The 21,613-nt window shown below is 53.9% G+C and carries 23 protein-coding genes; 7 read left to right on the top strand and 16 right to left on the bottom strand.

The features are described 5' to 3' along the window. The first annotated feature begins 202 nt into the window (after positions 1-202). The 4 genes from motA (at position 203) to AUP42_RS02855 (ending at position 4,170) form a co-directional block, all read left to right on the top strand. Positions 203-1,057 carry a flagellar motor stator protein MotA gene (gene motA / locus AUP42_RS02870; RefSeq protein ID WP_062948727.1) on the top strand — a complete coding sequence of 285 codons (855 nt, stop codon included), beginning with the start codon at positions 203-205 and terminating at the stop codon, positions 1,055-1,057. Positions 1,058-1,107: 50 nt separating this feature from the next. After that, complete coding sequence (locus AUP42_RS02865) at positions 1,108-2,055, top strand: flagellar motor protein MotB (RefSeq protein ID WP_062948725.1); 948 nt, start codon at positions 1,108-1,110, stop codon at positions 2,053-2,055. Between the two features lie 112 nt (positions 2,056-2,167). After that, positions 2,168-2,908, top strand: a complete 741-nt coding sequence (locus AUP42_RS02860; protein ID WP_062948723.1) for an arginyltransferase — start codon at positions 2,168-2,170, stop codon at positions 2,906-2,908. A gap of 167 nt (positions 2,909-3,075) precedes the next feature. After that, the gene (locus AUP42_RS02855; protein ID WP_062948722.1) at positions 3,076-4,170 is read left to right on the top strand and encodes a TRAP transporter substrate-binding protein; all 1,095 of its coding nucleotides are present in this window, start codon (positions 3,076-3,078) and stop codon (positions 4,168-4,170) included. A gap of 128 nt (positions 4,171-4,298) precedes the next feature. On the opposite strand, the gene AUP42_RS02850 is transcribed toward AUP42_RS02855, so the two are convergent. The 15 genes from AUP42_RS02850 to folK form a co-directional block, all read right to left on the bottom strand. Beyond that, a complete protein-coding gene (locus AUP42_RS02850) occupies positions 4,299-5,675 on the bottom strand; it encodes a TRAP transporter large permease (protein WP_062948720.1) in 1,377 nt (458 codons plus the stop codon). After that, positions 5,675-6,220, bottom strand: a complete 546-nt coding sequence (locus AUP42_RS02845) for a TRAP transporter small permease subunit (protein WP_062948718.1) — start codon at positions 6,218-6,220, stop codon at positions 5,675-5,677. Before AUP42_RS02845 ends, AUP42_RS02850 begins: the two co-directional genes overlap by 1 nt. Positions 6,221-6,473: 253 nt before the next feature. Then, positions 6,474-8,717, bottom strand: coding sequence for a DNA topoisomerase IV subunit A (parC, locus tag AUP42_RS02840; RefSeq protein ID WP_062948716.1), 2,244 nt, complete (start codon positions 8,715-8,717; stop codon positions 6,474-6,476). Between the two features lie 145 nt (positions 8,718-8,862). Further along, complete coding sequence (gene recO / locus AUP42_RS02835) at positions 8,863-9,612, bottom strand: DNA repair protein RecO (protein ID WP_062948714.1); 750 nt, start codon at positions 9,610-9,612, stop codon at positions 8,863-8,865. Between the two features lie 9 nt (positions 9,613-9,621). Continuing rightward, positions 9,622-9,789: a hypothetical protein gene (locus tag AUP42_RS21335; RefSeq protein ID WP_156484559.1), complete on the bottom strand. Its 168-nt coding sequence runs from the start codon at positions 9,787-9,789 to the stop codon at positions 9,622-9,624. Then, positions 9,789-10,019 (bottom strand): hypothetical protein, encoded by a 231-nt coding sequence (locus AUP42_RS02830; RefSeq protein WP_062948712.1) that lies wholly within the window; start codon positions 10,017-10,019, stop codon positions 9,789-9,791. The genes AUP42_RS21335 and AUP42_RS02830 overlap by 1 nt, the downstream gene beginning before the upstream one ends. A gap of 50 nt (positions 10,020-10,069) precedes the next feature. Beyond that, complete coding sequence (gene era / locus AUP42_RS02825; protein WP_062948710.1) at positions 10,070-11,008, bottom strand: GTPase Era; 939 nt, start codon at positions 11,006-11,008, stop codon at positions 10,070-10,072. Continuing rightward, positions 11,001-11,684 (bottom strand): ribonuclease III, encoded by a 684-nt coding sequence (rnc, locus tag AUP42_RS02820; RefSeq protein ID WP_062948708.1) that lies wholly within the window; start codon positions 11,682-11,684, stop codon positions 11,001-11,003. Before rnc ends, era begins: the two co-directional genes overlap by 8 nt. Beyond that, the gene (gene lepB / locus AUP42_RS02815) at positions 11,684-12,418 is read right to left on the bottom strand and encodes a signal peptidase I (RefSeq protein WP_404969441.1); all 735 of its coding nucleotides are present in this window, start codon (positions 12,416-12,418) and stop codon (positions 11,684-11,686) included. Before lepB ends, rnc begins: the two co-directional genes overlap by 1 nt. Positions 12,419-12,460: 42 nt before the next feature. After that, the gene (gene acpS / locus AUP42_RS02810; RefSeq protein WP_062948704.1) at positions 12,461-12,856 is read right to left on the bottom strand and encodes a holo-ACP synthase; all 396 of its coding nucleotides are present in this window, start codon (positions 12,854-12,856) and stop codon (positions 12,461-12,463) included. After that, positions 12,853-13,602: a pyridoxine 5'-phosphate synthase gene (locus AUP42_RS02805; protein ID WP_062948702.1), complete on the bottom strand. Its 750-nt coding sequence runs from the start codon at positions 13,600-13,602 to the stop codon at positions 12,853-12,855. The genes acpS and AUP42_RS02805 overlap by 4 nt, the downstream gene beginning before the upstream one ends. Further along, positions 13,599-14,309 (bottom strand): DUF2062 domain-containing protein, encoded by a 711-nt coding sequence (locus tag AUP42_RS02800; protein WP_062948700.1) that lies wholly within the window; start codon positions 14,307-14,309, stop codon positions 13,599-13,601. Before AUP42_RS02800 ends, AUP42_RS02805 begins: the two co-directional genes overlap by 4 nt. A gap of 131 nt (positions 14,310-14,440) precedes the next feature. Beyond that, entirely contained in the window at positions 14,441-16,582 is a 2,142-nt protein-coding gene (locus AUP42_RS02795) for a RelA/SpoT family protein (RefSeq protein WP_062948698.1), read from the bottom strand. Positions 16,583-16,724: 142 nt separating this feature from the next. Next, positions 16,725-17,063, bottom strand: coding sequence for a DNA-directed RNA polymerase subunit omega (gene rpoZ / locus AUP42_RS02790; RefSeq protein ID WP_062948696.1), 339 nt, complete (start codon positions 17,061-17,063; stop codon positions 16,725-16,727). A gap of 117 nt (positions 17,064-17,180) precedes the next feature. After that, positions 17,181-17,708 carry a 2-amino-4-hydroxy-6-hydroxymethyldihydropteridine diphosphokinase gene (folK, locus tag AUP42_RS02785; protein ID WP_062948694.1) on the bottom strand — a complete coding sequence of 176 codons (528 nt, stop codon included), beginning with the start codon at positions 17,706-17,708 and terminating at the stop codon, positions 17,181-17,183. 191 nt (positions 17,709-17,899) lie between these two features. Here folK and AUP42_RS02780 point away from each other — a divergent pair, with 191 nt between their 5' ends. From AUP42_RS02780 to recQ, 3 genes are all read left to right on the top strand, one after another. Further along, positions 17,900-18,508, top strand: coding sequence for an NYN domain-containing protein (locus AUP42_RS02780; RefSeq protein WP_062948692.1), 609 nt, complete (start codon positions 17,900-17,902; stop codon positions 18,506-18,508). A 68-nt stretch (positions 18,509-18,576) separates the two neighbouring features. Continuing rightward, the gene (locus AUP42_RS02775) at positions 18,577-19,218 is read left to right on the top strand and encodes a uracil-DNA glycosylase (protein ID WP_097050202.1); all 642 of its coding nucleotides are present in this window, start codon (positions 18,577-18,579) and stop codon (positions 19,216-19,218) included. A gap of 43 nt (positions 19,219-19,261) precedes the next feature. Beyond that, positions 19,262-21,070, top strand: coding sequence for a DNA helicase RecQ (gene recQ / locus AUP42_RS02770; RefSeq protein WP_062948688.1), 1,809 nt, complete (start codon positions 19,262-19,264; stop codon positions 21,068-21,070). Between the two features lie 12 nt (positions 21,071-21,082). On the opposite strand, the gene AUP42_RS02765 is transcribed toward recQ, so the two are convergent. Continuing rightward, entirely contained in the window at positions 21,083-21,583 is a 501-nt protein-coding gene (locus AUP42_RS02765; protein WP_231858134.1) for a glutathione peroxidase, read from the bottom strand. Positions 21,584-21,613 lie beyond the last annotated feature (30 nt).

Here is a 21,613-nt window from a genome sequence, read left to right as displayed (position 1 = left end):
AGGATCAGGGAAAATGGCGGGAAAAACTTGTGCTGTCAAACCCCACGCGACAGCGTTTTAAACGCTATATTAATAAGATTAAAAGTTAATATGGATCATATAGTTGCAGGTATCGTATCCCAAAATCAGCCAATGCGAATTTCGCCGAGCCGTTTCAGGATGAGTTACTTGTGAAAATTTATGGGGTAGCGGGGAATACATAATGTTTCTGATTATTGGTTACGTTATCGTAATCGGTGCCGTTCTGGGTGGTTATCTTCCGCATGGCGAGTTTGGCGTACTTGTTCAGCCGCTTGAGGTTCTGATCATTTTCGGCGCGGCTTTCGGTACGTTTCTGATTGCCAACCCGCTAAGCATCCTTAAAAAATCCATCGCTTATACGATCCGGGCGCTAAAAGGGCCGAAGAAAAAAGCGGCTTATCTTGAATTGCTGATTTGCCTTTATGCCGTATTCCGGCTTGCCAAATCGAAGGGCGACCTTGCCCTTGAGAGCCATGTCGAGAATCCCGAAAGTTCAAGCCTGTTTGGCAACTTTCCGGGCGTCATGCATGACCACCATGCCGTGGAATTCCTGTGCGATTATTTGCGCCTGTTAACGCTGGGTACAACCAACGCCTACGAGCTGGAAGCCGTTATTGATCAGGAACTCGAAGTTCATCATGAAGAAGAGCACATGGTTCCTGATGCCATCCAGACGGTAGGTGATGCCCTTCCCGGCCTCGGGATTGTTGCAGCCGTTCTTGGTGTGATCGTGACCATGGGCTCGGTCACCGAGCCCCCGGAAGTTCTGGGCGGCCTGATCGGTGCGGCACTTGTCGGGACCTTCCTTGGGATCCTGGCATCCTATGGTTTCGTTGGCCCGACATCTGCCATCATCAAAAAGACACTTGATCAGGATGCAAAATTCTACAGCTGCATGAAGGCTGCCCTGATTGGTCACATGCAGGGATATGCCCCGCAGGTTTCGGTCGAGTTTGCCCGAAAAACGCTTCCTCATGACATTCGTCCCAGCTTCAAAGAGCTGGACGATGCCTTGCAGAATGCGCCAACGGCCTAATAAGAAAAACAATCTTCAAGCGTTATTGATAACCGGGATCCGCGTAAAGAATGCCTGATATCGTCATAAAGAAAGTCAAAAAAGGCGGACACGGTGGCCATCATGGCGGCTCGTGGAAAGTTGCCTATGCCGATTTTGTGACGGCAATGATGGCGTTCTTTTTGTTGCTTTGGCTGCTTAGCAGCGCGACCGAGGAACAGCTTCAGGGTATTTCGAACTACTTCACCCCGGAAACCATTTCTCAAAGCGAGTCCGGTTCCGGGGGCATTCTGGGTGGCCAAAGCCTTGCAGAACAAGGAGCTTTACGCTCCGAGATGGGGGCACCGACGGTCAGTATTGATATTCCCCCAGTAAAAACACCGGAAGAAATGGCTGAACAACGCCTTGCCGAACAAGAAGACAAGGAATTCAAGGAAGCGGAAGAAGAACTTCGCAAGGCTCTTGAAAGCTCCCCGGATCTCCAGGAACTTGCCAAGAATATCCGGATCGAAGAAACCGACGAAGGTCTTCGCATCCAGATTTTGGACGAAGACGGTACTGCAATGTTCCCAAGCGGGAGTGCTGTCATGGCCGAACATACCAAGCTTCTGCTTTCAAAGGTTGTCGAAGCAATCAAAGGCATGCCGCAGGATATTTCGATCGAAGGCCACACGGATGCGGTGCCCTTTACGACAATCACCGGCTACAGCAACTGGGAACTGTCTTCGGATCGTGCATTGGCCACCCGCCGGGAACTTGAAACACAGGGCCTTGCAACAGGGCGCTTCGCCAAAGTCGCGGGCCTTGCGGATACCGACCCGCTGATCCCGGAAGCACCGGAAAACGAGCGTAACCGCCGTATCAGCATTACGCTTCTGCGCGGAACCGGTGAACGCCCGGCAGAAGATGGCGAAACATCCGCCCCTGCCCAGTCTGGTACTCCATCCACCGAACAGGGAACCAGCAATCCAGCACCGGCAAACCGGCGCCCAAGCTTTGCTGTCCCGTCAAACCGGTAGGGAACTTTCTGGCGAATTCCGACAATCGTCGGGTTCGCCCTTTAAACCGTCATGATTTATACCTAATCTCATATTATCAGAAGACCCTCTTGAACCCGGGCAAACGCGATAAATGACCGTCAATCAAAGACGACTGACCCAACATTATTTCATGACGGCTCCGATGCCCTGTCCGTATCTGGCAGGCCGGTTCGAACGCAAGCTGGTCACAGAATTACGGGGACCGGAAGCGAACAACATTCATGATCTGCTTTCACGGTCGGGGTTCCGTCGCAGTCATTCCATCGCCTATTTGCCGGCCTGCAGTGAATGTGATGCGTGCGTTCCGGTGCGCGTGCGTTCGGCCGACTTTTGCAAGACAAAGTCGTTTCGCCGGATTGTCGCAAAAAATAACGACCTGACCCGCACGATTTTGCCGCCAGCCGCAACACAGGAACAGTTTCAGCTGTTCAGTGAATATCAGGATGCCCGTCACGGCAATGGCGACATGGCAAGGATGGATGCCCGCGATTACCGGGCAATGATCGAAGACAGCACCGTTGATACGTCAATCTTCGAATACAGACGTCCTGACCACAGCCTGATTGCTGTTGCCCTGGTCGACAATCTTTCTGATGGGTTATCGGCTGTTTACAGCTTTTTTGATCCGCGCGAACAGCGCCGCGGGCTTGGAACCTTTATCATCCTTGATCTCATAAACGAGTGCCAGATTCTTGAACTGCCACATGTTTATCTGGGATACTGGATCGGCGAATGCCGCAAAATGTCCTACAAGATGCGCTTTCAGCCTCTTGAAGGTTTTCGCGGCGGGAAATGGGTGAAAATCCCTTCGTCGAACGTTTCAGATGACTGACATCTGCCGGTAAAATACCCGGCACGAAACACTTAGACTAAAGTAGTGCCTACCTACTCGATCCCCGGTTGCCACATTCTCCAGACGCATATAAGCTTTGCCCAAAGTCGCATGACGGCTTTGAGTAAAATAAATCATGAGCTTGCATCTTTGGGAGGCTGTAATCTATGAAACGTCGCCAATTTCTCTCCGGCGCCGCGGTAGCTGGTGCGACCGCAGCGGTCGCGTCTACCTTTGCCAAACCGGCTATCGCACAGGAAGTCCGTGAATGGCGTATGGTCACCACCTGGCCAAAAAACTTCCCGGGTCTGGGGACCGGGGCTAACCTTCTGGCTGAATACATCAACAAGGCATCAAACGGCCGCATGAATGTGACCGTTTTTGGCGCGGGCGAAATTGTTCCCGCTTTTGAGGCCATTGATGCCGTTGGTAACGGCACTGTCGAAATGGGGCATGGCGCGCCTTACTACTGGAAAGGTAAAGTTGACGCCACCCAGTATATCGCAGCCATGCCGTTCGGTCTGAACGCTCAGGAACAGAATGCCTGGTTCCAGTGGGGCGGCGGTCAGGAACTTGCAGATAAAGTCTATTCCGAACTGAACTGCAAATTCTTCCCGTCCGGCAATACCGGCACCCAGATGGGCGGCTGGTTCAACAAGGAAATGAATACGATTGACGACTATAAAGGTCTGAAAATGCGTATTCCGGGCCTTGGTGGCGAAGTTGTCAAAGCTGCTGGTGGCAACGTTGTGAACCTTCCGGGTGGCGAAATTCCGCCTGCCCTTCAGTCCGGTGCGATTGACGCGACCGAATGGGTTGGACCGTATAACGACCTGGCATTTGGTCTCTATAAATCAGCCAAGTTCTACTACTATCCGGGCTGGCACGAGCCGGCAACCGTGCTTGACAACTTCATCAACCTGGACGCTTGGAACAGCCTTCCGGATGACCTGAAGGCAATTGTCGAGCAGGCCAACCGTGCCGTGAACCAGATGGTTCTGTCGGAATTCACCGCACGCAACAATCAGGCGCTCCAGACCCTGCGCGACAAGCACAATGTCGATGTTCGCCCGTTCTCGGACGACATTCTGACAAACCTTGGCGCATTGTCGGGCACGGTTTTGCGTGACCTCGTTGCTTCAAACCCGCTGTCGCAGGAAGTCTTTGAAAGCCTGATCGCGTTCCGTACCCAGTCGATTGGCTGGTCGAAATTCTCGGAATCGGCTTTCGCCCAGGCACGTATTCTGCCGTTCAAATACTAGGTTTTCAGCGATTGAAAGCACAAAGGGGTCGGCAAATGCCGACCCCTTTTTTTATCCGTATATCGGAAAAAACAGCAAAGAAAAGGCGCCCGTAATGGGCGCCTTTTACCTTGTGATTTAAACGGTTGCTACTTGAACAACACGTCCGGCAACCAGGTTGCCAGGACCGGGAATGCGGCCACAAGGCCAAGTCCAAGAACCTGGATCAGGACAAACGGGACAATCCCGCGATAGATGTCCCAGGTCTTGATTGCCGCCGGAGCCACCCCACGCAGATAGAACAGGGCAAAGCCGAACGGTGGTGTCAGGAAGCTGGTCTGCAGGTTGATGGCAATCATCACGCCAAGCCAGACCGGATCGATATCCATCTTGAGCAGGATCGGGCCAACGATTGGCACAACCACAAACACGATTTCAATGAAATCGAGGAAGAAGCCCATGACAAACATCAGCAGCATCACAACCAGCATGGCGCTGAAAACACCACCCGGAAGGTTATGCAGCAGTTCTTCGACAAGGTGATCCCCGCCAAGGCCACGGAAGACCAGCGAGAATACCGAAGCACCCAGCAGGATTACGAACACCATCGCGCTGATCTGGACGGTCTGACGCGTCACGTGGCGCAGAACATCCCATGACAGGCGTTTGTAGAAAGCCGCAAGAATGACGGCACCAACGCCACCAAAGGCCGCAGATTCCGTCGGGGTTGCAATACCGGTAAGGATCGAGCCAAGCACGGCGACAATCAGCAATCCCGGGGGTATCAGCGCACGAAGAACTTCGCCCCAAAGACCTTCCGGACGTTTGTCGGTGACCAGCGGAGGCGCCGATTTCGGATCAATAAACGCCTGAATGATGATCCAGCAAATATAAAGCCCGACCAGAAGCATGCCGGGAATGAATGCACCGGCAAACAGGTCGATAACCGAAACCGGCTCCGGGGCCCAATTGCCCAGCGAACGTTGTGCTTCGGCATAGGCCCCCTGAAGGATATCACCGAGCAAAACCAGCACGATCGACGGCGGTATGATCTGCCCCAATGTACCGGATGCACAGATTACCCCGGTCGAAAGACGCGGGCTGTAACCGGCCTTCTGCATCGCCGGAAGGCTGAGAAGCCCCATCGTTACAACGGTTGCCCCAACGATACCGGTTGACGCCGCCAGCAGCATCCCCACCAGCACAACCGAAATGCCAAGCCCCGCCCGCATGGTACCAAACAGAAGCCCCATGGTCGTCAGCAGCTTTTCCGCAATTCGGGCACGTTCAAGCATGACGCCCATGAAAACGAAAAGCGGGATCGCAACATAAAGCTCGTTGGTCATCACCCCGAAATAGCGCGACGGCAAAGAACCCAGAAGCGGCATGTCAAACACGCCCATCGAGTTGCCGATCAGCGCAAAGGCAAGCCCCGTCCCCGCCAGGGAAAATGCGACCGGAAAACCGAGAAGAAGAACGCCGCAGGCTACTGCGAACATTACAAGGCTAAGAATTTCCCCCGACATCAAACGCCCTCGTGCTCTTCTTCTTTGATTTCAAATTCTTTATGTCCGGCCAGCACGAGAATGCTGCGCGCAGCAAGGGACAATCCCTGCAAAGCAATCAGGACGCAGAAAACGAGAATAACCGATTTATAAAGGAACAGCCCCGGCAGGCCGCCGGTTTCGTGCGATCCTTCAAGGCGATGCCAGCTGGTCATCACATAGGGGTAACTATAAATATACACCATGATGATCACCGGCAGCAGCAGCAGCAGGGAACCGAAAAGGTCAACCCAGGCCTTATAGCGTGCCGAAGCCGGCCGATAGAACACATCCACCCGGACATGGCCACCATGCAGCAATGTATAACCGGCTCCCACCATGAAGACGATGCCGTGCAGCCACATATAGCTTTCCTGCATCGAAACCCAGCCAATGGAAAACCCGTAACGCAGTGTCGCGACCAGAAATGTGATCACCACCATCGGGATTATCAGCCAGGCCACGCCACGTCCGATCCAGTCATTCAGACCGTCGATAAAACGGACGAAACTCCCTAGAAAATTCACGTTTTCACTCCCACGCCCTTTTGGAAATCACAGGGATTTTGCGGGCTCCCTGCCAATCAGGTTGCGAAGTTACATATTTACGCCCCAAAACGCTATATATTTTGCCTGTTTGAGCGCCATTCCGGAATATGGAATAAAAACAAGCCACTTTTTCTGAGAACATGGCCAAACATGTGCCCGAAAACGAAAAAGGGATAAGGCCATCCCTGCCCTTATCCCTTTATTCTCTCGGCTATCAGATCAAGCGAGCGTGTCACTCGAACTTGTTTGATCGCGGGAAACCGGTCGGCGGCATACGCCCGGCACCGGCACGCTTGCCAATCCATTCGTCAAGTTCGGTAACCGTACGTGTGCGGCCTTCACTGCCACCCATTGTCCAGCTCAGACCTTCTTCAAGATTGAACAGAATAAGGTCTGCCAAGCCACCCTGACGATATTTCTGCAGGATGACCCCGCGCCCACGGGTCATTTCTGGCACCTCGGCCACCGGATAGATCAGAAGCTTGCGGTTTTCGCCCAATACAGCGACATGATCCTGATCGACTGGCAGGCAGATTTTAGCCTCTTCATCCTTGCCAAGGTTCAAAATCTGCTTGCCGTTCTTGGTCTGCGCAACCACGTCGGCCTCTGCCACCTGGAAGCCGCGGCCGGCCGAGCTTGCAACAAGCAGGTTCCGGCCAGACTTATGGATGACCATTGCGACAATGTCATGTTCCTGCGGCAGATCAATTGTCAGCCGGATCGGCTCACCATGGCCACGCCCGCCCGGAAGCTTGTCACATGACATCGTGTAACACCGGCCTTCGGTGCTCATGATCAGAAGCTTGTCAGTGGTGAAGGCTTTAAGGGCAAAGCGCCCCTCGTCACCATCCTTGAACTTCAGATCACTGGTATCGGCGGTATGCCCTTTAAGGGCTCTGATCCACCCCATTTTCGAACAGATCACCATGATCGGCTCACGTTCGATCAAGGCTTCAAGGGGGACTTCGATTTCTTCCGGCGCATCACCGATTTCGGTACGGCGCTTGCCAAGGGTCGTCTTCTTGCCGAATTTCTCGCGCATTTCCTCGACTTCGTCGCGGATTTTTTCCCAACGCAGCGTTTCGCTGGCAAGAAGCGCTTCGAGGCCTTCTTTCTCTTCGGTCAGTTTGGCATGCTCGTTTTTGATTTCCATCTCTTCGAGCTTGCGCAACGACCGCAGACGCATATTAAGAATTGCATCCGCCTGAACTTCGGTGAGATTGAAGGTCGTCATCAAGGAAACCTTCGGCTCATCCTCGAACCGAATGATCCGGATCACCTCGTCCAGGTTCAGATAGGCAACAAGATAACCATCCAGAACTTCAAGACGATGATTGATCTTGGCCAGTCGATGGTTGGAACGACGGATAAGAACATCCTGCCGATGCGCCAGAAACGCACGCAGCACTTCGCGCAGGTTCATCACGCGCGGCGTATTGTCCCCGTCCAGCACGTTCATGTTCAGACCAAACCGGATTTCCAGTTCGGTATTCTTGAACAGCATTTCCATCAGATGTTCCGGCTCGACAGCACGGGTGCGCGGCTCGAACACCAGACGGATCAGGTCGGTCGATTCATCGCGGACATCGGCCAGAAGCGGAAGCTTTTTCAGCACCATAAGGTCTGCAATACGTTCGACCAGTTTGGCTTTCTGAACCTGATAGGGAATTTCGGTCACAACGACCTGGAACAGTCCGTGACTGAGTTTCTCGACTTCCCATTTGGCGCGCAGACGGAATGAACCGCGCCCGGTGGCATAGGCCTCAAGAATGTTTTCGCGCGGCTCGACCAGAACACCACCCGTCGGGAAATCCGGCCCCGGCACACACCGCACCAGTTCCGCAATCGACGTATCGGGATTATCGATCAGCTTAACCAGGCCGGCGCAAAGTTCGCCAACATTGTGCGGCGGAATATTGGTTGCCATACCAACCGCGATACCAGCGGCACCATTGGCAAGCAGGTTCGGAAACGCTGCCGGCATGACAATCGGTTCGTGATCTTCGCCATCATATGTCGGCCGGAAGTCAACCGCATCTTCATCAAGGCCGTTCATCAAGGCTGCGGCAACCGCGGTCATGCGGGCCTCGGTATAACGCATTGCCGCTGCGTTATCGCCGTCGATGTTGCCAAAGTTCCCCTGTCCGTCGACAAGCGGATAGCGAACGGCAAAATCCTGCGCCAAACGCACAAGCGCGTCATAGACCGACTGATCACCATGCGGGTGATATTTACCGATCACGTCACCGACAACACGGGCGCATTTCTTGAAACCCTGCGCCGGATCAAGCTTTAGCTGTCGCATGGCATAGAGCAGACGCCGATGCACAGGTTTCAGACCATCGCGCACATCGGGAAGAGAGCGCGACATGATCGTCGACATGGCATAAGCGAGATAACGTTCGCTCAACGCGTCCGCAAGGCGCGTTTCCCTGATTTGGCCGGCATTGGCCGGATCGGAAGTCTTGGTGCTCATGAACGATTTTTCTTGTTGTTTGGCAGGTTGCAATCAATTCGGCAATTCAGTCCGTTGTCCGGCGCTCAATCACCATTTTGGCAACATACTACGGTGGGTATGGTTCTGGTCAACACAAGTCCGCATCAAAGTACGGTATTTATTTTTAATCCGTGTCTGCTGATCGCCAGATATGGCTTACCAATCTGTCGCGGGCTGCAACGGGCTTTACACCTTTTGCCTCGAAAATATCGCGATGAATGAAAAATCCGGTCAGTTTGATCCCCTGCCGGAATTGTTCGTTCAACCCTTGTTCCCGGCTGCTTTGTGATGACCTCCCACCGGCCAGAAACGCCGGTAATGGCAGCAAACGGTCACGATAGGCCGTGCCTGCGGCCTCGGAAACGGCGCGGCCACTTTTGGGGGAAACAAAACACAGATCATCCGTGACATCGGTTGCCGCACAACGATCAAGGCTTAACCCATATCCAAGCTCGTCAAGCAACCCGACTTCCCACCGGATATAGGATGCCAGCCATTGTTCTGTCTTAAGGGCCGAAAGCAATGCGACGGTACCGTGATATAATGCGGCATGTGCTTCGCGTTCCGGCAAAGTGACTTCAAGCATGGCACAGGCCGAACTCAACGCCATCAACGGCCCGGGAGACAGCAGAAGATCGGCAACATGCGCGCCCGTCAATTCACAGCGAAACTGCCCCAGATGTTCAGCCAGTCTGGCCGACCATCCCACCCGAACCTCGTTCCCGGGCTCAAGCGTGCCGCGCATGGATTTGCTGGTCGCCCCGCGTACCATACCGGCATATCGACCGTAGTCGCGCGTCAGAACCGAAAGACGTACCGAATTTTCGCCGAGCTTGCGTGTGGACAGGACGATTGCATCATCACGCCAATCCATCCTGCACCTCTAGAAAAAGCCGCGTGGCAGGATCAGTCGGGTAACAAGAAAGAAAAGACCGGCAAGACTGGATGCAAGGCAGATCAACGCAACAATAAAAACAATACGTTTCAATGTGTTGCTGTTTTCAACTTCATCAATTGCATCATCAATCGGATCATTGTGGTGCCTAGTCATTACGACGGTCCATTTCCATTCAAACGCCAAAGCAATCCAAGAACGAAGGTCGCAACCGCCGCCAGCAAAGCCAGAAGATTAACCGGGCGCGAAAGGAATGATTTCTCGCGCTCGATATGTTTGCCGTCGTGCCGATAACGGAATGGCCGGCGGGCAACACGCGCAACGATCATCGCGGCAACGGCGCCAACGACAATCAACACTATTCCCCATAAAGATCCGTTTTCCATATCCAAACCCGTTGGCTGGCTACAATCGCGTCTCGCTTGCCGGACATGCCTCAAGCGTTGGGATCAAGTCCCCACATTGCAAAGCGGTTGGGGTCATCGCCCCAGTTTTCCCGGACCTTGACGAACAGGAACAGATGAACGCGACGTTCAAAAATGGCTTCCAGCTCCTTGCGGGCATCACTGCCAAGCGCCTTGATGCGCTTGCCACCTTTGCCGAGGATGATGGCTTTCTGGCCCTCGCGTTCCACGAAAATCGTCTGCTCCAGCTTGACCGATCCGTCCTTGCGCTCTTCCCACAGTTCGGTTTCCACCGTTGCCGAATACGGCAATTCCTGCTGTAGCTGATAATAAAGCTTTTCGCGCGTGATCTCGGCCGCCAAAAGGCGCAACGGCATATCCGAAACGTCGTCTTCCGGGAACATCCAGGGCCCATCAGGCATTTTCGCAGCCAGGAAATTCACTAGATCCTGTGTGCCGGAACCTTTCTTTGCCGAAATCATGAAGACATCGGTGAAAACTTCCTCGGCGAAAAACTCCTGCGACAGACGAAGAAGCTTTTCCTTGTCGGCGACCTTATCGACCTTGTTCATCGCAAGAATGGCCTTGCGGTTCTGTGTTTTTAGCTGGTCGATGATCGCGCGGACTTCTTCGGTGATCCCTGCCCCAGCATCAATGACAAGCACAACCAGATCGGCATCGTCCGCGCCGTTCCACGCGGCTTTGACCATCGCCCGGTCAAGACGGCGTTTCGGTGCAAAGATACCCGGCGTATCGATGAAAACAAGCTGTGCGTCGTCGGTCATGACGATTCCGCGCACGCGCGTCCGTGTCGTCTGCACCTTGGGGGACACAATCGATACTTTCGTACCGACAAGCTGGTTCAGAAGGGTTGATTTACCGGCATTTGGCGCACCGACCAGTGCGACAAATCCGCACCGCTGCTGATAAGGTAATCTGTCTTCGTTCACAGGCGTGGGAACCTCATTCATGGTTCAGTGTATCCAACATCAATTGAGCGGCCAGTTGTTCCGCCTCGCGTTTCGATTTGCCCTCGGCCTTTACGCTTTCACCGTCTCCGGTGCTTAGTTCGATGGTAAAGACAGGTGCATGTGCTGGGCCCTGACGACCAACCATTTCATATTTCGGCAATGGTTTGCCGCGTCCCTGCAACAGTTCCTGCAAACGGGTTTTAGCATCCTGCGGCGGCTTGGGCGCTTCATCGAGAAGCGGCAGCCAAAGCCGTTCAATAAACACTCTCGCGGGCTCCAGCCCGCCGTCAAGATAGAGTGCGGCAATCACTGCTTCCATGCAATCAGATAAAATGGCGGGATTGGTGTCTGCACCTGCGGCACGTTCGCCTTTTGCCATTTGAATGTGATTGCCAAGACCAATCTGCTGCGCCAGCCTCGCAAGCGTTTCACGACGGACAAGGGCGACAAAACGCTTGGCCATCGCGCCCTCGCGTTCGCGACCAAACCGCGTGTAAAGCATTTCGGCAACAACAAGCCCAAGGACACGGTCGCCAAGAAATTCCAGCCGTTCATTGCCACCACTTAACGCATCCTTGCCTTTGGCGGCACTGCGATGCGTCAACGCAACCCGAAGCAGATCGGGTTGCGCAAATTCGTGATCAATTTCAGCAATCAATGGCGCAGTTTCGGCCATTAGTTAACTCCCTGGAACAACCGGTCAAACCGGATGCTGCCCAAGTCATAAATCGGCTGCGAGCTGTCTTTGGAATAGAACAGGAATTCCGCACGTCCCACGAGGTTTTCGATCGGAACGAACCGGAACCGCGACGGGAAGGCACGGCTGTCTGCCGAATTGTCGCGGTTGTCACCCATCATGAAGAAATGCCCTTCGGGAACGGTAAAGGGTTCGGTGTTGTCGCTCGGCCCCTGATCGCCAAAGATTTCAAGGATGCGGTGAACCTTACCGTTCGGAAGAGTTTCGATATATTGCGGCACGGCAATCGCCTGCCCGCTGCCATCGGTCAGGATGTAATCCTCGATCCGGTCACGTTCGACGGTTTTGCCGTTAATCAGCAAACGACCATTGGTAACCTGAACCGTATCGCCCGGCAGGCCGATAACACGTTTGATGTAATCCTGCGACGGATCGGCAGGCAGTTTGAAAACCACCACATCGCCGCGTTCCGGTTCGGACGACATGATACGCCCGGGAATCAGCGGCACGCTGAATGGCAGGCTGTGCTTTGAATATCCATAGGAAAATTTCGACACGAACAAATAGTCGCCAACCAGCAAGGTCGGGATCATCGAACCAGATGGAATATTAAACGGTTCGAAGGCGAATGTCCGAACCAGAAGCGCGATCACAATGGCCCAGAAAACGGTTTTCAAGGTGTCCAGAAGTCCACCCGTTTTCTTCTTTTGCACTAGCTTTTCCATTCAGTATCTAAACCAATCATTTTTTACCAATCAATCGGCCGAAATTACCACGACCGCATTCGCCAACGGGTATTCGTCTGTCAGCGTTACATAAACTGATGCAACTTTTCCTGTTGGCGTCAATTCTTCAAGTCTTTTCAGCGCGCCGTCAATCAACACCATGTCAGGCTTGCCACTGGGCTGATGCACAACCCCCATGGTGCTGTGATACACACCACGACGAAAACCTGTTCCCAATGCCTTGGAACATGCTTCCTTTGCCGCAAATGCCATCGCCAGTGACGATGCCGTCCTGTGCGGGCGGCGCACGGCACGTGCGATCTCGATCTCGGTGAAAACGCGCTTCATGAAACGTTCGCCATGACGATCCAGCGCTGTTTCAATCCGCCGGATATCACACAGATCGGTGCCAATGCCAATAATCATTGTGCGTTGTCACTTTCCTGGCGTGCCAGATCCATTAATCGACGCATTTCTGCAATGCTGTGTTCCAGGCCGGTAAACACCGCCTCGCCAATCAGGAAATGGCCGATATTGAGCTCGGCAATTTCCGGCATCGCCGCGACAGGTGAAACCGTATCAAAGCTAAGACCATGTCCGGCATGAACTTCAAGCCCGATACTGGCACCATAGCGAACGGCATCCCGAATACGTTCCAGCTCGTGCGCCCGTGCCTCGCCCGTTTTATCGCAATAGGCACCGGTGTGAATTTCAACAACGGGCGCGCCAAGATGTTTGGCCGCATCAAGCTGCGCCCTTGATGCCTCGATAAACAGCGAAACACGAATCCCCGCTGCCCCAAGTTCCGAAACATATTTATGCAGGTGATTATGCCCGCCTGCGGCATCCAGACCGCCTTCGGTCGTGCGTTCTTCGCGCTTTTCCGGAACGATGCAGGCAGCATGCGGTTTTGCCGCAACCGCAATCGCCAGCATTTCATCCGTCGCGGCCATTTCGAAATTCAGCGGAAGATCAATTTCGGCGCGCAAGCGTTTGATATCGTTATCTGAAATATGGCGACGATCTTCACGCAGATGGGCTGTTATGCCATCCGCACCGGCTTTTGCGGCCAGGATTGCCGCCCTTACCGGGTCGGGATGCACACCGCCGCGCGCATTGCGGATCGTGGCAACATGGTCGATATTCACACCCAGCCTTAATTTCGCGCTCATTGCTTTTCGTCCTGCTTTTTGGTGGCGTGGGCCGCAGCCGTCCCGATTTTCTTTTTCGCACTTTCAAGCATCGGGCCAAGCCCATGACGTTCGGATGTTTTCATCCGGCGCAGGATGCGGTTGTGACGATAGATGACGACGGCCCGGCGTACAGGGAAGTAAAACAGCATCCAGACGACAAGTGAAGTGGGAACGCAACCAACCATCATCGGCCAGATGATGTCGACGATACTTTCCCAAAGCCGCGCCAGGGCAGCCTGATCGGCCGTATCCCAGTGACCGAAAATCAGTCCCCCACCGATATAGTTTAGCCCCATGACCACAAAGTCCCAGAGCACCGCCATATTGAAATGGACAGTATCGGTCGCAAGGTTCGTTCCAAGAATCCAGTTGCCGCACGTATAAAGCCACAACCAGATGAACGGAAATGTCCAGGGATTGCCGACGATGGTTCCGAGTAAAGACGCAACCAGATTGCTTCGTGTCAGTATGCTGAACAGCGCCGACAGAACAAAATGAAAGCCGATGAAAGGGGTAAAGGATACCGCGGCCCCGATGGCAAACCCCGAAGCGATGCTGTAGGGCGTTCCCGGCAGTCGTGCCACACGATGGGCGAAATATCGCGACGATCTGCGCCAGCCTCCGCGCGGCCAAAGCACATTTCTTATGCGTTCAAAGGATGTCGGTTTGATGCGGCGCCGGAACATGCAGGATCAATTCATAGGCCAAACGGGACAGGCGTAAAACAGGTGTGGCATATGCGTAAGTGTTAGGCGCCCGCTTGGCAAGGATTTTGCGCCCGATTTGCCCAAAAGGCGAACTCCTTCACAATCCTGTTTCATCCGCGTGCACGCTCAACGGTGTTGACCACAGGTGTCGCGCGCAATGCCGCGATGATGTTGGTCAGATGTTTGACGTCAACCACATCAATATCGATCAGCATTTCAAAGAAATCCTGCGTGCGGTTGGTGAAGCGAAGGTTGGTAATATTGCCGTGGTTCTTGGCAATCACGCTGGTAATTGAACTCAGCGCCCCCTGCTCATGCCCGACAGTCAGGCCAAGGCGCCCGATGAAATGTTCCGGCTCGCCATCATTGTCCCAGCCAACGTCAAGCCAGCGTTCAGGCTGCTCGGTAAAGGTTTCAAGCGTATCGCAATCAATTGTATGAATCGTGACACCCTTGCCGGTCGTAACGATGCCGACAATCCGGTCCCCCGGAAGCGGATGGCAGCACCCGGCATAGTGAACAGCCATGCCCGGGATCAGCCCCTTAAGCGGTATGGCGTGGTCATGTTTGCGATTGCGCGCACGTTCCAGCGGCACGACCTTGCGCGCGGTTTCGACATCTTTCGTGCCCGGGAAAACCGCATGAACAATCTCGCGGCCGGTATGGTGCCCTGCCCCGACTGACGCCAGAAGCGTATCTACACTTGGCAGTTTGAATATCTTCAGGACACCATCGATTGCCTTGTCGGAATAATCGTAACCTTCCTGCCGGAAGGCCTTTTGCAGAATGGCCTTTCCCAGATCCTTGTACTGGTCTTCCTGCTGCTGGCGGATGAAACGGCGGATACGCGCGCGCGCCTTGCCGGTCGCGACAAACCGTTCCCACGTGGGATTCGGTGTCTGCGCCTTCGAGGTTACGATTTCGACCTGATCACCATTATTCAGGGTCGTGCGCAACGGTACCATCGCGCCGTTCACTTTCGCCCCGACACAGGTGTCGCCGATATGGGTATGGATCATATAGGCAAAGTCGACAGGCGTGGCACCAGCCGGCAATGCAATCACATCGCCTTTCGGGCTGAAACAGAACACCTGATCCTGGAACATCGCAAGCTTGGTATGTTCAAGGAATTCTTCGGGTTCTGAGGCATGTTCAAGGATATCAAGCAGATCGCGCAGCCAGCGATACTGAACGCCTTCCTTGTTTTCATCCCCGCTGCCCTGTTTATAGGCCCAGTGTGCAGCCACACCGTTTTCGTTGACCTCGTGCATCTGCCGGGTGCGTATCTGCACCTCGATGCGATGATTTTCCGGGCCAAGTACGGTGGTATGAATGGATCGGTAGCCGTTCGGCTTGGGGGTCGATATGTAATCCTTGAACCGGCCCGGCACGACCTTGTAGTTGGCATGCAGATAGCCAAGAACCTCGTAGCATTGCGGCATGTCCTCGACCAGAACACGGAACGCCATGATATCGGACAGTTCACCAAAGGTGATGTTCTTGCGCTGCATCTTCTGCCAGATCGAATAAGGACGCTTTTCACGCCCGTAAATATCGACCGACAGCCCCTGACGGCTGATGACTTCTTTCAGCTCGCTGACAATGCGGTTGACGACATTGTCGTCCTTCTCGCGCAGGAACTCCAGTCGGGCACGGATCGAATCACGTGCTTCCTGATTGATATGCTGGAAGGCAAGGTCTTCAAGTTCTTCCTTGATGTCATGCATACCGATGCGTTCGGCAAGCGGCGCATAAATCTCGAGCGTTTCGGCGGCAATCCGCACCCGCTTTTCCGGTTTCGGGATGTAATGCAGCGTGCGCATGTTATGCAAACGGTCGGCAAGCTTCACCAGCAGAACCCGGATGTCCTCGGACATCGCCAGCAACAGTTTGCGGAAATTCTCTGCCTGTTTTGAGTCGGCAGATTTAAGCTCGATCTGGGTCAGCTTGGTCACACCATCGACCAGCTTCATGATGTTGCTGCCAAACAGCTTGGTAATTTCCTGCGGTGTTGCATCGGTGTCTTCGATGGTGTCGTGCAACAGTGCCGTGATGATCGTGTCGCAATCAAGTTTGTAGTTCGTCAGAATACCGGCGACTTCGATCGGATGGGAAAAATACGGGTCCCCATTGGCGCGCTTCTGTGAACCGTGTTTTTGGGTAGCATAGACATATGCCCGGTTCAGCGACGTTTCGCATGCATCCGGATCATAGGCCTTAACCCGTTCCACAAGTTCGTATTGGCGCATCATTCAGTGGCTTCTCCGTATTCGTCTGACGGGGCTAAATCCATACCCCTTCATAAGATAGTACGATTTGGATAAAAAAAAGCCACGGAAGATAATCACCGTGGCTTTTCTTTTGAAAGTTGTCTCAGAACAAGGTTACTTGACCTTATTCGTCTTCGTCAGCGGACGGGATGGTCACGCCAACCGAAGCATCTTCAATTGCTTCTGCCATCAGCTTCGGACCAAAATCGTCTTCGGCTTCTTCAGGCTCATCGGATTCCACATGCCGCTGCAAGCCGGAAACCATGCCATTGCGCAGATCGTCATAATCAACGGTCTGTTCTGCAATTTCGCGCAGGGCAACAACCGGGTTCTTGTCGTTGTCACGATCAATGGTCAGTTCGGCACCGGCCGAGATGTTGCGTGCACGCTGAGCTGCCAGCATCACGAGCTCGAAGCGGTTCGGAATCTTTTCAACGCAATCTTCGACGGTAACGCGCGCCATAAATGTCTCCAGAAATACTTTTGGGGTGTCCAGACCGGACTTTATAGCGTCGCATTTGGATTGTTGCAACAGCGAAGCCGTCCGGATGGGAAGGTTTTTAGCGGTTCTTTACGCATATCAGGATTGTTTGCGGATTTCCTGATCCGCCGGAAGTGCCCCGATCAAATCATCAATCGACTGACAAAGCTGCGGATGCTGCCAGTTCGGAACGATATCGCGAAGCGGCAGCAGAACGAACGCCCGTTGGTGCATGCGCGGATGGGGCACCTGAATACCACCCTGCTCGATCACCAGATCATCGCCATAGGCAATCAGATCAAGATCGATGGCACGCGCCTCGTTTCTTTCGCGCCGAACGCGGCCAAACTCGGCCTCAACCTTGTGTAAACGCGCCAGAAGATCATGCGCGCCCAAAACCGTTTCAAGCCGCGCAACGCCATTGACATACCAGGGCTGGTCCGAAACCGGAACCGGGGCGGTCTCGTAGAACGGGGATACATTTGCCACAGAAATGTCGCCATCCTCCGCCAATCGTTTAAGGGCCGCTTTCAATGTATCGGCAGGCGCCCCATATTCCTCGGTAGGAAGATTGGCGCCAAAGGCGATCAGGATCACCCTGTCATTACGGGCAGTGTCGTTGTTCATGGTCGGCTTGCTCACGAAACGGGCTGTTGCACATCATTTGCGGGGATGCTGGCGCATAACTACGGAAGCGATCCCGTTGTGTCCACGATATTTTCGCCCTTTCTTTGTGTGCAGTTGCACGGTAAAAAAGTCGGCGTTTCCCGAATTTTGGAAACGGCATTATTAAAAAGCTATGTTTGAGGAATTTTCAGATGATTTTTTACCCGCAGGAACGCATCGGGCTGTTCATTGACGGCTCGAACCTCTATGCCGCGGCCAGAGCACTTGGTTTCGACATAGATTACAAACGCTTGCTGGATCTTTTTGCACAAAAGGGTCAACTGATCCGTGCCTTCTACTACACCGCGCTGATCGAAGATCAGGAATACTCCCCCATCCGTCCGCTGGTCGACTGGCTTGACTATAATGGCTACACCATGGTCACCAAACCGACCAAGGAATTCACCGATGCCGCCGGTCGCCGGAAAATCAAGGGCAACATGGATATCGAGCTTGCGATCGATGTCATGGAAATGGCCCAGCATCTTGATCATGTTGTCATTTTCTCGGGCGATGGCGATTTCCGACGTCTTGTCGACGCGGTTCAGCGCAAAGGTGTTCGTGTTACCGTTGTATCGACCGTCAAATCGAATCCCCCGATGGTTGCCGACGAACTGCGTCGTCAGGCCGACAACTTTATCGAACTGACCGAACTGGAAGGCACAATCGCGCGCAAGGTTCAGCAACGTCGCGAAGATGACCATCCGGATTTTGACGATCATCCGCAACATCCTGATCTTGATGAAATTGATTTCGATTAATCTCCTCTTTTGTTGATTAAATGACCGGGCGCAGAACAAATTGCGCCCGGCAAACTGTCGGACACGCCATGACCACCTATCTTCAACCCGACAGGGACTGCCAACTTTGCCCGCGCCTTGTTGATTTTCGCCGTGCCAATCAGGCAAAATTTCCCGATTTCTATAACGGTCCGGTTCGCCCTTTTGGGCCCATTGATGCCCGCCTGCTTGTGGTTGGACTTGCACCGGGCTTAAAGGGGGCGAATGCAACCGGTCGCCCGTTTACCGGCGATTACGCCGGTGATCTTCTTTATGACACGCTCAGGAAATTCGGTTTTGCCAAGGGCACCTATGCAAAACGTCCGGATGACGGACTTGAACTGATTGATTGCCGGATCACCAATGCCGTCAAATGCGTGCCGCCGGAAAACAAGCCGACAGGCCCCGAAGCCAATACCTGCCGTCCCTTCCTGATCAGCGAATTTGGCGCGATGAAAAACCTTTCGGCCATTCTGTGCCTTGGACAGGTTGCCCATCAGGCCATGTTGCGCACCTTTGGCCTGAAGCTTTCATCCCTGAAATTCGGTCATGGTGCATCCCATCAAATGGAAAATGGCATCACACTGTTTGATAGCTATCACTGTTCGCGCTACAACACCCAGACCTATCGCCTGACGCCGGAGATGTTTGAAAACGTCTTTGCCGATATCCGCGCACATCTGGACCGTTAAATTGCCTGATACAGCACCCCTACCCGACCTGCTCGACCGACCCATGCAACGTCTGCCGATTGACGTTCTGCGCGAAGTATTCGGCTATGACAGTTTCCGTGGCCAGCAGGCCGAAATCATCGACCATGTGATTGCCGGCAACGATGCACTGGTTCTGATGCCAACGGGTGGTGGCAAATCCCTGTGTTATCAGATTCCCGCCCTGTGTCGCCCCGGAACCGCCGTTGTTGTGTCACCACTGATTGCGCTAATGAAGGATCAGGTCGACGCACTAAGCCAGCTTGGCGTCAAGGCGGCCTTTATAAATTCAACACTTACGCCCGAAGCTGCACGCGAAATAGAAACCCGTGCGGTTGATGGCGATATCGATCTGCTTTACGTGGCACCTGAACGGTTTGCGACGGATCGTTTTCTGAACCTGCTTGACCGGATCAGCATATCGCTGTTCGCGATTGACGAAGCCCATTGCGTTTCGCAGTGGGGGCATGATTTCCGGCCGGAATATCGCAGGCTTGATCTGCTGCCAACGCGCTTCCCGCATGTGCCGCGTGTTGCCCTGACCGCAACGGCAGATACCCCGACCCGCAAGGACATTGCCGAAAACCTGCATCTGACGAATGCGCAATGTTTTCTGACCGGTTTTGACCGACCCAATATCACCTACCGGATCGAAACAAAGGGCAATTCAAAACAGCGCCTTCTGTCGTTCCTGAACCGGGAACATCCCGAAGATGCCGGCATCGTCTATTGCCTGTCTCGCCGCAAAACCGAAGACGTTGCCCAATGGCTGTCCGATAACGGGCGCCCCGCCTTGCCCTATCACGCCGGACTGACACAGGAAACAAGGCAGCTTCATCAGGACAGGTTCCTGCGCGAAGACGGTCTGATCATTTGCGCAACGGTTGCCTTTGGCATGGGGATCGACAAGCCGAATGTCCGCTTTGTCGCCCATCTGAACCTGCCCAAAAGCATGGAAGCCTATTATCAGGAAACCGGCCGTGCGGGCCGCGACGGCCTTCCGGCCAATGCATGGATGAATTACGATCTGTCCGATATCGTTTCCATCCGCTCCATGCTGGCATCATCTGACGCACCTGACAGTCAGAAGCGCATTGAAAGCCGCAAGCTTGATGCCTTGGTCGGCCTTGCCGAAACCACAAAATGCCGTCGCCAGGTCATTTTGTCCTATTTCGGTGAAGAAGACGCAAAACCCTGCGGCAATTGCGATACCTGTCTTGAGCCGGTTGATACCTGGGACGCAACAGATGCATCCCGCAAGGCACTCTCAGCGGTCTACCGCACCGGACAGCGGTTCGGTCCGGCCCACATCATCGAAGTCCTGATGGGACGTAAAACCGAAAAAATCCGCCAAAACAATCATGACGATCTTTCCGTCTATGGTATCGGCAAGGATGTTTCCCAACCGCAATGGCGATCTGTTTTCCGCCAGTTGCTTGCCATGGGCTATCTTCAGGTTGATGTCGAAGGCCATGGTGGTGTTTACCTGACCGAGGAATCCCGTCCTGTGCTGCGCGGCGAGAAAGTCGTTGAAATGCGCAAGGATCCGGGCGAAAGCAAACGTGCCATGACCAAGCGGCTGCGTGATTTCGATACCGAGTTCGAGAGCGAGGAAGACCGCGATCTGTGGGAACGCCTGCGCAACCTGCGCCGCGAGCTTGCCAGCAGCCAGAATGTCCCGCCCTATGTCATTTTCAGTGACAGAACGCTTTGGGAAATGGTCCGGTTCAAACCGCGGACATTGCAGGATATGGCATCGATCAATGGTGTCGGCGTCAAGAAACTGGACCAGTATGGTCTTGTTTTTCTTGATGTCATGGATGGACGGCGCTGATCCGGACCGGCATCAAGCCCCGGCCAGAGCTTCCTTGATTGCGCTCACAACCGCATCATCTTCCGGCTTGATCCGGGTGGCAAAACTGGCAACCAGATTGCCGTTCGGATCGACCAGATATTTGTGGAAGTTCCATTTCGGGGCCTGATCGCTGCCAAGTTCCGCCTCCGCCCATTTAAAGAACGGATGCGCATCGTCTCCACGAACCGACTGTTTGGTGGTCATCGGGAAATCGACATCAAAATTGACGGTGCAGAAATCCTTGATTTCACTGTCATCGGCATATTCCTGCCCACCAAAATCACCCGATGGAACTCCCAGAACAACCAATCCATCCGCCTGGTATTCCGACCAGAGTGCCTGAAGCCCGGTATATTGCGGTGTATAGCCACACATCGACGCGGTATTGACGACCAGAACCGCCTTGCCGCGATAATCCGCAAGATTGATTTCTCCCCCGTCAATTGATGGGAATGAAAAATCGTGAGCATTCATCGCTTTATCGCCAGCCATGGCAGAATTTCCAATCATCAGGCAAATCAG

Origin of the sequence: Thalassospira lucentensis, from assembly GCF_001613805.1 — a bacterium.
GTDB lineage: Bacteria > Pseudomonadota > Alphaproteobacteria > Rhodospirillales > Thalassospiraceae > Thalassospira > Thalassospira lucentensis_A.
Note: the sequence above shows the minus strand (reverse complement) of the source record. Positions and strands in the feature narration are given on the sequence as shown.

Excerpts from the sequence above, each read along its gene's own strand:
- AUP42_RS02775 (WP_097050202.1), top strand. The coding sequence starts at position 18,577 with ATGACCACCTATCTTCAACCCGACAGGGACTGCCAACTTTGCCCGCGC.
- era (WP_062948710.1), bottom strand. The coding sequence starts at position 11,008 with ATGAATGAGGTTCCCACGCCTGTGAACGAAGACAGATTACCTTATCAG.
- AUP42_RS02830 (WP_062948712.1), bottom strand. The coding sequence starts at position 10,019 with ATGGAAAACGGATCTTTATGGGGAATAGTGTTGATTGTCGTTGGCGCC.
- acpS (WP_062948704.1), bottom strand. The coding sequence starts at position 12,856 with ATGATTATTGGCATTGGCACCGATCTGTGTGATATCCGGCGGATTGAA.
- folK (WP_062948694.1), bottom strand. The coding sequence starts at position 17,708 with ATGAACAACGACACTGCCCGTAATGACAGGGTGATCCTGATCGCCTTT.
- AUP42_RS02855 (WP_062948722.1), top strand. The coding sequence starts at position 3,076 with ATGAAACGTCGCCAATTTCTCTCCGGCGCCGCGGTAGCTGGTGCGACC.
- recO (WP_062948714.1), bottom strand. The coding sequence starts at position 9,612 with ATGGATTGGCGTGATGATGCAATCGTCCTGTCCACACGCAAGCTCGGC.
- parC (WP_062948716.1), bottom strand. The coding sequence starts at position 8,717 with ATGAGCACCAAGACTTCCGATCCGGCCAATGCCGGCCAAATCAGGGAA.
- AUP42_RS02800 (WP_062948700.1), bottom strand. The coding sequence starts at position 14,309 with ATGTTCCGGCGCCGCATCAAACCGACATCCTTTGAACGCATAAGAAAT.
- AUP42_RS21335 (WP_156484559.1), bottom strand. The coding sequence starts at position 9,789 with ATGACTAGGCACCACAATGATCCGATTGATGATGCAATTGATGAAGTT.
- AUP42_RS02805 (WP_062948702.1), bottom strand. The coding sequence starts at position 13,602 with ATGAGCGCGAAATTAAGGCTGGGTGTGAATATCGACCATGTTGCCACG.
- AUP42_RS02795 (WP_062948698.1), bottom strand. The coding sequence starts at position 16,582 with ATGATGCGCCAATACGAACTTGTGGAACGGGTTAAGGCCTATGATCCG.
- AUP42_RS02780 (WP_062948692.1), top strand. The coding sequence starts at position 17,900 with ATGATTTTTTACCCGCAGGAACGCATCGGGCTGTTCATTGACGGCTCG.
- recQ (WP_062948688.1), top strand. The coding sequence starts at position 19,262 with ATGCAACGTCTGCCGATTGACGTTCTGCGCGAAGTATTCGGCTATGAC.
- motA (WP_062948727.1), top strand. The coding sequence starts at position 203 with ATGTTTCTGATTATTGGTTACGTTATCGTAATCGGTGCCGTTCTGGGT.
- rnc (WP_062948708.1), bottom strand. The coding sequence starts at position 11,684 with ATGGCCGAAACTGCGCCATTGATTGCTGAAATTGATCACGAATTTGCG.
- AUP42_RS02865 (WP_062948725.1), top strand. The coding sequence starts at position 1,108 with ATGCCTGATATCGTCATAAAGAAAGTCAAAAAAGGCGGACACGGTGGC.
- AUP42_RS02765 (WP_231858134.1), bottom strand. The coding sequence starts at position 21,583 with ATGGCTGGCGATAAAGCGATGAATGCTCACGATTTTTCATTCCCATCA.
- AUP42_RS02850 (WP_062948720.1), bottom strand. The coding sequence starts at position 5,675 with ATGTCGGGGGAAATTCTTAGCCTTGTAATGTTCGCAGTAGCCTGCGGC.
- rpoZ (WP_062948696.1), bottom strand. The coding sequence starts at position 17,063 with ATGGCGCGCGTTACCGTCGAAGATTGCGTTGAAAAGATTCCGAACCGC.
- AUP42_RS02860 (WP_062948723.1), top strand. The coding sequence starts at position 2,168 with ATGACCGTCAATCAAAGACGACTGACCCAACATTATTTCATGACGGCT.